This is a genomic window from Shewanella sp. SW24 (assembly GCF_025653395.1).
In the GTDB taxonomy this organism is placed as follows: Bacteria; Pseudomonadota; Gammaproteobacteria; order Enterobacterales; family Shewanellaceae; genus Shewanella; species Shewanella oncorhynchi.
Map to the genome: position 1 here is coordinate 40,445 of NZ_JAKKSH010000032.1, position 10,275 is coordinate 50,719.

At 42.8% G+C, this 10,275-nt stretch carries 10 protein-coding genes and 1 pseudogene; 7 read left to right on the forward strand and 4 right to left on the reverse strand.

The annotated features are described in order from the left end of the window. The first annotated feature begins 253 nt into the window (after window positions 1–253). From L5M17_RS19740 to L5M17_RS19750, 3 genes are all read left to right on the forward strand, one after another. Entirely contained in the window at window positions 254–1,000 is a 747-nt protein-coding gene (locus L5M17_RS19740; protein ID WP_263148918.1) for a substrate-binding periplasmic protein, read from the forward strand. Window positions 1,001–1,165: 165 nt separating this feature from the next. Then, entirely contained in the window at window positions 1,166–2,206 is a 1,041-nt protein-coding gene (locus L5M17_RS19745; protein WP_263148919.1) for a M14 family zinc carboxypeptidase, read from the forward strand. Beyond that, window positions 2,203–3,093, forward strand: a complete 891-nt coding sequence (locus tag L5M17_RS19750) for an alpha/beta fold hydrolase (RefSeq protein ID WP_263148920.1) — start codon at window positions 2,203–2,205, stop codon at window positions 3,091–3,093. The genes L5M17_RS19745 and L5M17_RS19750 overlap by 4 nt, the downstream gene beginning before the upstream one ends. Before the next feature lie 35 nt (window positions 3,094–3,128). Here the strand turns inward: L5M17_RS19750 and L5M17_RS19755 are convergent, their stop codons facing one another. Next, window positions 3,129–3,536, reverse strand: a complete 408-nt coding sequence (locus tag L5M17_RS19755; RefSeq protein ID WP_028759602.1) for a YccF domain-containing protein — start codon at window positions 3,534–3,536, stop codon at window positions 3,129–3,131. 267 nt (window positions 3,537–3,803) lie between these two features. On the opposite strand from L5M17_RS19755, the gene L5M17_RS19760 reads away from it, so the two are divergent. From L5M17_RS19760 to L5M17_RS19775, 4 genes are all read left to right on the forward strand, one after another. Further along, on the forward strand, window positions 3,804–4,811 hold the full coding sequence (locus L5M17_RS19760) for a pyridoxal-phosphate dependent enzyme (RefSeq protein ID WP_263148921.1): 1,008 nt from the start codon (window positions 3,804–3,806) through the stop codon (window positions 4,809–4,811). Between the two features lie 102 nt (window positions 4,812–4,913). After that, window positions 4,914–5,627 carry an NUDIX hydrolase gene (locus L5M17_RS19765; protein ID WP_263148922.1) on the forward strand — a complete coding sequence of 238 codons (714 nt, stop codon included), beginning with the start codon at window positions 4,914–4,916 and terminating at the stop codon, window positions 5,625–5,627. A 357-nt stretch (window positions 5,628–5,984) separates the two neighbouring features. After that, a complete protein-coding gene (prs, locus tag L5M17_RS19770; protein WP_263148923.1) occupies window positions 5,985–6,890 on the forward strand; it encodes a ribose-phosphate diphosphokinase in 906 nt (301 codons plus the stop codon). Window positions 6,891–6,900: 10 nt separating this feature from the next. Further along, window positions 6,901–8,373 carry a nicotinate phosphoribosyltransferase gene (locus L5M17_RS19775; protein ID WP_263148924.1) on the forward strand — a complete coding sequence of 491 codons (1,473 nt, stop codon included), beginning with the start codon at window positions 6,901–6,903 and terminating at the stop codon, window positions 8,371–8,373. A 157-nt stretch (window positions 8,374–8,530) separates the two neighbouring features. On the opposite strand, the gene L5M17_RS19780 is transcribed toward L5M17_RS19775, so the two are convergent. The 3 genes and pseudogenes from L5M17_RS19780 to L5M17_RS19790 all read right to left on the reverse strand — a co-directional run. After that, window positions 8,531–8,791 (reverse strand): hypothetical protein, encoded by a 261-nt coding sequence (locus L5M17_RS19780; protein ID WP_011789018.1) that lies wholly within the window; start codon window positions 8,789–8,791, stop codon window positions 8,531–8,533. Window positions 8,792–9,091: 300 nt separating this feature from the next. Continuing rightward, a complete protein-coding gene (locus L5M17_RS19785) occupies window positions 9,092–9,265 on the reverse strand; it encodes a hypothetical protein (protein ID WP_006082106.1) in 174 nt (57 codons plus the stop codon). An 806-nt stretch (window positions 9,266–10,071) separates the two neighbouring features. Beyond that, a pseudogene (locus L5M17_RS19790) lies at window positions 10,072–10,275 on the reverse strand (IS4 family transposase); the annotation flags it as partial.

Genomic DNA, 10,275 nt, shown 5'->3' on the forward strand with positions numbered 1-10,275 from the left:
AAACGAACAAGCTAATTGGCTAACGAAAAAGTCGGCGAGTCATACCATCAAGCCAAGCTGCACTTTGAGTTAGCTTTTGCTGCTAATGTCGTTATTCTAATTGTAACAAAACTTCACTTCCCCACTGTGGCTTGATGGCTATACTAAAACTAGTCATAAAATCTAACCAGTCATAAAATCTCGGCAGATAAAAACGAAAGCGTTAAGTTGTCGATGATGTAGTCGTAAATCCATGTAGGCAAAGGAGTACTAAATGGTTCGATGGCGTTCAATGCTCCTTGTGTATTGTCTTTCCTTTATGGGATTGAGCGTAGCTAAAGCGGATACCTTAATGCTCACTTCTTTACTTTGGCCGCCTTATTCAGGAGAGCAATTAACGGAGCAGGGTGCCAGTATTGCCGTGGTACGGGCGGCGCTGAACGTTATGGGACATCAGTTAAAAGTGGATTTTTATCCGTGGAGCCGCGCTGTCAAACTTACGACTATGCCGAACTCTGACTACATAGGTTATTTTCCTGAATACTATGTAGAAACTGAAAAGTTTATTTTTTCAAAACCGATTGGCGAAAGTCCATTGGGGCTGGTGGAGCAAAAGTCCCATCCAGTAAGTTGGAATTATATTGAAGATCTTAATCGCTATACCTTAGGTGTGGTGAAAGATTATGTGAATACTCAGGCCTTAGATCGCATGATCGTTTCCGGTGTACAGCGGACTGAAGCTGTGACTTCGGATGAGCATAATGTTAAAAAAGTTGCCGCAGGTCGGATTGATGCCGCGGTGATTGATGTCAACGTTCTGCACTATTTACTCAAGCAAAAGCCCTTACAGCCGCTGGTGACAAAGTTGCAAATCAATCGGCAAATTCTGGCGAATAAGCAGCTCTATATCGCGTTTCGTAATACAGAAGAGGGACGGCGTTGGCGAGATATTGTTGACCAAGGTTTAGCGCAGGTTGACGTAGAAACCATCATTGGAGAGCTACTTTATCGTGAAGACTAATGTAGGGTTTTAGGATAGTTTATTCTTTGTTTTACTCGCTATTTTTCCGCCTATTTCCCCGTAAAGTCACTTCTGATATGCAGTTTGTCATCATTTTGTCTTTGTTCACTATTAGTATCACTTTAACGGCATGAGTTGTTCTCTCATTTTATTGATTAAGGTGACATGAAGAAACTTCCTTTTGAGCTTCCATTTGAGTTAGATACACTGCAGCAACTCATTGATACTCATCATCTTAAGTTGGATTATCAGATCCTTGCCGACATTCCATTCCGCCAAGAGCATTTCCCCCTTTACAGTGTTGAGTTAGGTGGTACAGATACGCCTTGTTCGACAGTGCTCTTTGTGGGTGGCGTGCATGGGGTTGAACGTATTGGATCTCAAGTTATTTTGGCATTGTTAAACAGTTTATTGCAGCGGCTTGTTTGGGATAAACACCTACAACAGATGCTAACGGGCCTGCGGTTAGCTTTTGTACCTGTAGTGAATCCTGTTGGGTTATTCATGGGAACGCGGGGCAATGGTAATCAAGTGGATTTGATGCGTAACGCTCCGATAGAATCCCGTGAAAAAGTGTCCTTTATGGTGGGAGGACAGCGTATATCGTCACGGCTGCCCTGGTATCGCGGTATTGGGGGAATGGAGCTGGAAACGGCGGGCTTAGTTGCCTATGTACAACAACTGTTGAGTCGCAGCACAAGTTTGATTTCGCTCGATGCCCACTCGGGATTTGGTTTGAGTGATCATATCTGGTTCCCCTACGCCCATACCCGTACCGCCTTCGAAAATGCCAATTATATTTTTCATCTAAAACAATTATTTGAACAGAGTTATCCCCATCACGGCCATTATCGGCTCGCGCCGCAGAGCCAGTTTTATCGCACTCATGGTGATATTTGGGATTATCTCTATCGCCAGCACCAAGTGGCAGATCCTTCTGCTCAGGTGCCATTTTTACCTTTGACATTAGAGATGGGATCTTGGGCATGGATAAAGAAGAATCCTAGACAAATATTTAATTTTGCTGGATTTTTTAATCCACAAAAAACACATCGTCACCACAGAATTTTACGCAGGCACACAGTACTCATGCAATTTATGATGGAAGCGGCCTATGCCCAATCGTTAGAGCAGTTAACACCTGAACGTTTGGCTGAGCTGACAGAGTGCGCACGGCATTATTGGTATCGGGAGTCTCAGTCATGACCACTTGGGTGTTATTAAGAGGATTAATGCGTGATCAGCGCCATTGGAATGGTTTCGATCAGCGTCTGCGACAAAAGGGATTGCGAGTGCTGACACCGGATCTTCCGGGCAATGGGACGCTATCCCACGAATTAAGTCCGCTTAAGATTGCTGATTATGCCCATGCCGTGTGGCAGCAATTGGATGAGCAGGCACAGGAAGGGGAGACTATTTATCTCCTCGGCTTGTCTATGGGAGGTATGTTGGCGTTGGAAATGGCATGCCAGCGACCTTGGCAGATAAGGCATGTCTTTGTATTAAACAGCAGTGCGGCGAATTTATCGTCTTGGTATCAAAGATTTAATCCGCTGAATGCATTGAAGGCTTTTTTCATGCGTGCTCGGGGTAATGCTTTACATCCAATCGAGTCGACTATAGTGCGTTTAACCAGTTTTCGTCATCGGCGAGACCGAGATTTAATTGTCAAGTGGAGTGAGTTTCGCCGCGATACCACACCAAGTCGACGCAATGTATGGCGACAACTTTGGGCGGCTTTTCAATACCAATGTCCATTGACAGTGGAAGTACCGATAACTGTGCTCTGCGGTGACCGTGATGCGCTGGTGAGTATGGCATCGAGTAAGGCGTTAGCACGGCATTTTTACACCGATTTGATTGTACTCGCGTATTGTGGTCACGATGCTGCTATAGATGCACCCGCAAAACTGGCGCATTATCTGTTGGACATTGTGGGGGCGACTAAGCCGCAAGCGCAGTTTTCTGCGGATAGCGAGTCTGCCAATACTCAATATGATTGCAATGATTTATTGGAGGAAGAAATAGCCTTAAACGAAGCGATATTTGCTGTATGGGATGACAAAGCGCTATCCACTCTTGAAACCAAATAATCGAGAGTGAATAGCGCAGTTAACGCATTGTCTTATTAAGCTTTAGCCACTACGGTTTGGCCTATCGGTGTGAGGCTGAGTAAAGCCAACTTAAGATGCTGTATCCCAAAGGGAATTCCGATAATCGTCACAAAACAAGCTAAGGCGTGGACCAAATGCCCTATGGCTAACCAGATCCCAAACAGTAAGAACCAAATGATATTTCCTACCATGCCTAATGCACCTGTGCCTAAGTCTTCACGTCCAGTTAAGTGGCGACGGTTCATTTGTTCTTGGCCGAAGGGCCAAAAGGTCATTTCGCCGATAACAAAACAGGCGCGGCCGAAGGGAATACCAATGATACTGATAAAACACAGGATACCTGCGAGCCACCAAGCGAGTCCCATTACAAATCCGCCGAGTACAAACCAAGCTATGTTGAATATTAAGCGTAATACAGCCATTGAAAACTCCTTGTGTTTACCCTGTTAGCCTTTATCGTTAGCTTTGATAAATTGAATATATGTCAATGTCTAAGCGATAACTATGCCAACTATTTAACTTATTAATAATCAATGGTTTAAATTTATGCATTCGAGATTCATGTGTCATTTTCACTAGTTTTTCGCCAAATTGATAATTTCTTAAGGGCGTAACAGGAAGGTCGGAGTTACACTAGCCTTCCCTTAACTGGCTTAAAAACCAGAGAATTTAATCGTTTGAGTAGCTTGATGTTTGCAAATTCCCCTGTCGATACATTTGCCTTTGCTGGCAGAGACATATTCCTAAAACGTGATGATTTACTGCATCCGGCGTTTAGTGGCAATAAAGCTCGCAAATTCGGCTATTTTTTAGATCATGAATTTGCAGGCATCAGCAAGGTGATAGGTCACGGCTCGCCATTGGCTAACTCACTGTATTCATTGTCAACATTAGCGAAGATGAAAGGCTGGCAATGTGATTTTTATGTAGATCATATTGCCAGTCAAGTGGTTAAACATCCTACGGGCAATTACGCTGCCGCTTTAGCGAATGGCGCTAATATTATCGATTTAAGTGTGTTAATAGCACAAAAGCAGGCGTGCACTCAGTCGCAATCTGAGCCTCACGTTTTGTCAAATCTTAATGCTAGGCCTGACCCTACTGCGCAAGTGGGCGATGTGCGACTGAGTTGCCCAGATTATATCGAGGCTCAAGTACTCGTGAATGAGCCGACGGCGCTTTTTATCCCAGAGGGTGGTCGCTGTGCTTACGCCGAATACGGGGTTAATAGATTGGCGCAAGAGATAGTACTGTTTGCGAATGCGAATGGATTGGTTGATTTAACGGTGTTTTTACCATCGGGGACGGGAACGACTGCGTTATTTTTAAATCAGTATTTTATCCGTCAGCAAACGGATATTCGCGTCGTGACTTGTGCTGTTGTCGGTGGCGATGATTATTTGCGCTTGCAATTTTCCTTACTTAATTCCAATACCAGTGAGCATCCACAGATTGTTAATGTCGGCAAGAAATATCATTTTGGTAAACTTTACCCCGAATTTTATGCCATGTGGCAGCGGGTCTGCGCCTCAGGCGTGCAGTTTGAATTACTCTACGATCCCTTAGGTTTTATTGTGCTTGAAGATTATTTACAACGTAGTGAACCAGGTCATGTGATGTATTTGCATCAAGGCGGATTATTGGGGAACGAGACCATGTTGCCGCGTTATCAGCGTAAATTTGGCCAAAGTGGCTAATCCTGTGCCTCAGATCATTGACTTAGTGACACTAAGACATAATATGTTTGAAGCTGTGTAATGCTAAGTTAAGCTGATGATTTGGAACGATGGGGAATATCAATGACTGAAGCGGAATATCTCGCCAATTACAATCCTAAGGTTTTTAAGGCTCAGCTACTGACAGTGGATGCCGTATTGTTTACCTATCACGATCAGCAACTTAAAGTACTCTTAGTACAACGCTCAAATCATCCATTTTTAGGTTTATGGGGATTACCTGGAGGGTTTATCGATGAAAATTGCGATCAATCCCTTGAGCAAACTGTATTACGTAAACTGCATGAGAAAACCGCAGTAGTGCCACCTTATATTGAGCAGCTTTGCACTGTGGGTAATAGTCGTCGCGATGTCAGAGGCTGGTCGGTGACTGTGTGTTATACCGCCTTGATGAGTTATCAAGCTTGCCAAATTCAGATTGATTCAGTGAGTGATGTTAAGTGGTGGCCATTAGTGGATGTGTTGCAGATGCCCTTGGCGTTTGATCATTTGCAGTTAATCGAGCAAGCGCGGGAACGCTTAACACAAAAAGCCTTATATTCTTTAGTGCCAGGATTTGCACTGTCTGAACCTTTTACCTTGCCAGAATTGCAGCATGTACATGAGGTTTTACTGGGCAAGCCTATCCAAGGTAAATCTTTTCGTCGGCGGGTTGAACAGGCTGATTTATTGATCGATACGGGATTAAAGCGCACCGAACGTGGTCGTCCTGCTAATTTATACCGCTTGAAACCCAATACCGCATCGTATCGCTTCTTAAGAAATTTAGAATGTTGATCACAGTGAATATGGATTTAAGCAAGATATTCGCCTTGCTCAATATGAGTAACGGCGACTGCTTATGCCTTATTCATGGTGACTTTGAATCAGTAAAGGCTGTTTAATTACTGATTTTGCCTTAATGTCTCCGGTTCTTGTATCACTTGATACCCATATTGTAGCTTCTTAGTTGTCTTTCCCACTAATAGTGTCTAAAAGACACTATATGCCATTTAAGCATAACATTTCAGGTTGCTCCGTTTGAAATAGTCTAAAAATCAACTTTACACAATAATGTCTTTAAGACACTATTGTTCATGTAGATAACAAGGGCGCCGTCAATTTCGGCAATCTTGCCACAGACAGGAGGTTACTATGTCTCAACGTATTCAAGCGTCTCAACGTATTCAAACGTCTCAAGATGCTTCTCACGCTCAACGTTCGCAAGCCGATTTTTATCGGTTACCCGCAGCTAGCGATGAGACTCACTACCGTTTATTTCAATTTGGTGCGGGGGAAAACCATGTTCAACTACTGGTTCCTCCAGCGAAACGCGTCACAGTTTTCTTCGGTTATCGTGGCGATCATTCCATCATGCAGCTCTTGTTGTTAACTGATGCATTGCGTCGTAGTGGTGCAGAGCAAATTGAGCTGTTACTGCCTTATATGCCGGGCGCTCGCCAAGATAGGGTGTGTAATGCCGGTGAGGCCTTGTCGGTAAAAGTCTATGCTAGCCTAATTAATCAGCAGCAATATGCTTCGGTCACCGTTTTTGACCCTCACAGCGATGTCACCGCCGCATTGTTAGACCGAGTTCAGGTTATAGACAATCACAGCTTTGTCGCCGCTATCACTGCCCAATTATCGGGTGAGCTAGTGTTAGTCTCGCCCGATGCGGGGGCGAATAAAAAAGTATTCGGCTTAGCTAAAGCGTTACAGGGAATGCCGGTGATCAGGGCCGATAAACATCGCGATGTGGTCAATGGTCATATTATCGCTACCGAAGTGTTCTGTGATGATTTATCGGGTAAAACCTGCTTAATCGTCGATGACATTTGTGCTGGTGGTAGAACTTTTATCGAACTTGCCATCAAGTTAAAGCAAAAGGGGGCCCAAAGCGTCATTTTGATCGTGTCACATTATGAAGATAAGGCCAGCGAATCGGCTCTGCGCGAGGTGGGCATCGACAGATTATTTTGTACCGATAGTTTAGGTGTCCCTGCACATATTTCGAGCGAGTTCTGTGATTGCCATGCTGTTTTGAGTTATATGAATCATTAAGGAAAATATTATGTACTTGAATCCCGTTACCGCCATTGATGGCTATAAAGTCGACCACCGTCGTCAATATCCCGATAATACTCAAGTGATTTTTAGTAACTTGACCGCCCGTAAATCCCGTCGTGGTTATACAGACCAAATGGTGTTTTTTGGCTTGCAGTATTTTATCAAGCATTTCTTGATCGACAGTTGGAACCGTGATTTCTTTCAACAACCTAAAGATCAGGTCATTCGTCAATTCTCCCGCCGTATCAATAACTATCTCGGGCCGAATAATGTTGGCACTCAGCATATTGAGGAGTTGCATGATTTAGGTTATTTACCAATTAAAATTATGGCATTACCTGAAGGCTCAGTGTATCCATTAAAAGTGCCTTGCTTGATTTTGTACAATACCGATGAGCGGTTCTTTTGGTTGACCAATTATCTCGAAACCATCCTTTCCGCTAATGTGTGGGGTATGTGTACCAGTGCTACTACCGCGCTGCAATACCGCAAAATATTTGAGACTTACGCGCTAGAAACCGATGGTGACATCGCATTTGTTGATTGGCAGGGCCATGATTTTAGTTTCCGCGGCATGTATGGTGCAGAGGCTGCGGTAATGAGCGGCGCCGCCCATTTACTCAGTTTTACGGGTACAGATACCATTCCCGCGATTGATTTTCTTGAGCAATATTACCGTGCCGATAGTGATAATGAACTCGTTGGCGGCAGTGTGGCCGCAACGGAGCACAGTGTGATGTGTGCAGGTGGCATGGAGAATGAATTAGAGACGTTCCGCCGTCTGATTGAAGATATTTATCCTACGGGCATTGTCAGCATTGTTTCAGATTCTTGGGATTTTTGGCAGGTGATGACAGAATTCACCTTAGCGTTAAAAGACCGCATTCTTGCCCGCGATGGCAAAGTGGTGTTTAGGCCTGATACCGGTTGCCCTGTGAAGATCATTTGTGGCGATCCACAAGCACCAATCGGGAGTCCTGAATATAAAGGCGCTATTGAGTGTCTGTGGGACGTCTTTGGGGGTAGCACAACTGCCAAAGGTTACAAAGCGCTGAATAGCCATGTTGGACTGATCTATGGCGATTCAATCACCATAGAACGTGCTGAAGCCATTTGTGCTGGTTTAAAGGCCAAAGGTTTTGCGTCAACCAATATTGTGTTTGGGATTGGCAGTTTTACCTATCAACACGTGACCCGAGATACTGACGGTTATGCCGTGAAAGCGACCTTTGCGAAAGTTGATGGTAAAGATAGAGAAATATTTAAAGATCCTAAAACAGATGATGGCACTAAAAAATCCGCTAAGGGTTTAGTAGCGGTATTTAAAGATGAGCAGGGTCAATTTTATCTTAAAGATCAAGCCAGCTGGCAAGATGTCAACAATTGCGAGTTTGTTCCCGTATTTGCCGATGGTGAACTATTAACGGAATATTCTTTGGCAGATATTCGCGCAAGGTTGGCAGAGTCTAGAAGTTGAGCTTATCGATTTGTGATTTTTAACGGCTATCGACAATAGCGAAGATAAAACTGGCAATGTGATTTCTATTAGGGTCATATTGTCAGTTAAGTTTTGAATTTATTTTACGTCGTGTAAGTAAAGCGCCCCATAAATAGTCAAATGCAAATACAAGCGATTAAGACAGTAACTGGTTCCGTTTAAGAATTTTATAGGTACGACGGCCAATGTTTTCGAGGTTTTTTAAATCTTTTAGGCTAGGCGTCACCTCACTAAATTGCCAATAACTGATTTCGGCATCTAACATTTCCAGCATTTTTTTCGAACAACCTAAACATTGTCCCTGGCACAGTTGTGCTTCTTCTAAATTGAGTGGAATAGTCTCTTTGATCTGGTTTATCAAGGTTTGCATGGCAATTTGAGTATTGGGTTTTGGCATAGATGATGTGCTGAACAGTATTCATGTGTATGAATATTAGCGGATGCTGCAATGGAAAGAGGTGATCTAACGCTGGATTTGACTCATTTGGTTCGGCAGGTATCTGTGTGAGAGAGATACAGCCTGAACCAAATGTGCTCGTCATAATGACGTAAAAAAGGATAGCGTGTTCGTGACATTCGGCTATCAGTCTACTTAAGTGCTCGGTACTGCGAAGATAATGGAAACCGATTAAATACACTTGAGTAAACGGGTACTGCGGTATTAATTTTTAACTTATCGTTTTACTTACTTTTTGACTTATTTGTTCGCGGACAATAACCATTTCATAAAGCTGATGGCTTCTGTACGTTTAGAAAAAGTCTGTCTGTTTTTACCTTGACGATCGGTAAAAGCAATTGAGGTTTTATTTACTGAGATTGAATCTACAGGGAAGTTCACTGTAATTTCATGTCCATTAATTTTGTATGACATATGCCACACTCCTTTTTGTTAATTCACCCATAGGTGAGATAGTTGTAACTATAAAATATCCTTAGCAATTGTGCGAAAGATTCGTTCTATTGAGTATCGAGGTTACCCCATCTTTGATTCATTAATCAAGAGATGCTTAATCGATAAATATTTCATGTTGTCGATTACGTCAATGGAATAACTCGATTCAACCAGTTGACCATAGCTTAATGACAATACTATGACAACAAGGAGAACGGTAAGTTCACAGACATAACCACATGATTTTAGTGATATCGAATGATTGAGCTTATGGGGTTTTGCTTGTAGTAGGCTTTCTTTATGAGGACCGAACTCTGATTGCTAAATATCAGGCTGGGTTAAAAAGGTAAACAACAAGGTGTATCTCAAAACGACGTGCAGTATATCAATAAAAATAGCTTATGCAAGTTTAATTTTTATTCGATGTCATTATTTATTTGCTAATGTTGAATTAAAGTGTATTTTTCGTGGCTATTTACTTGATTTAAAGAGGTATAGTTAGGTCTGTTTATGGGTTGTTTTTTATTTTTGTGGTAATTGACTAAGGTTAATATTGCCGTTTTATAGGTAAATGTTATAAAAAATCCCACTAAAATAGGTCATTTTAATGGGATTAATCGTAGTCAGTTATGTAATGGACTCATTAAACTGAATTTATAAATGAATCTATGCGTTTGCTGTTGTTTAAAAACTCAGTCAAAAGGTTTAATAAATCAGTTCACCTATGGGATTGAGTAGCTTACTCAGACCTTTGGTAAAATGCAGCGGTGCACTGAAGGATCCCCTCATAAATCAGCCATAGCATAGCCATATTTGAGCAACTGATTGGCGAATAATACCCAGGCCGCCAGCAATTCTTTCTCCGTGATTTGATAATCAGGCCGCCTGAGTACCTCCAATCCCAAGCGAATCGTTGAGAGTACCGTTCGATGCCCAATGGTATTGGCCTGAAAATGCTTATCCCAGCCCTGTTGCTGTGCGTGTAAACC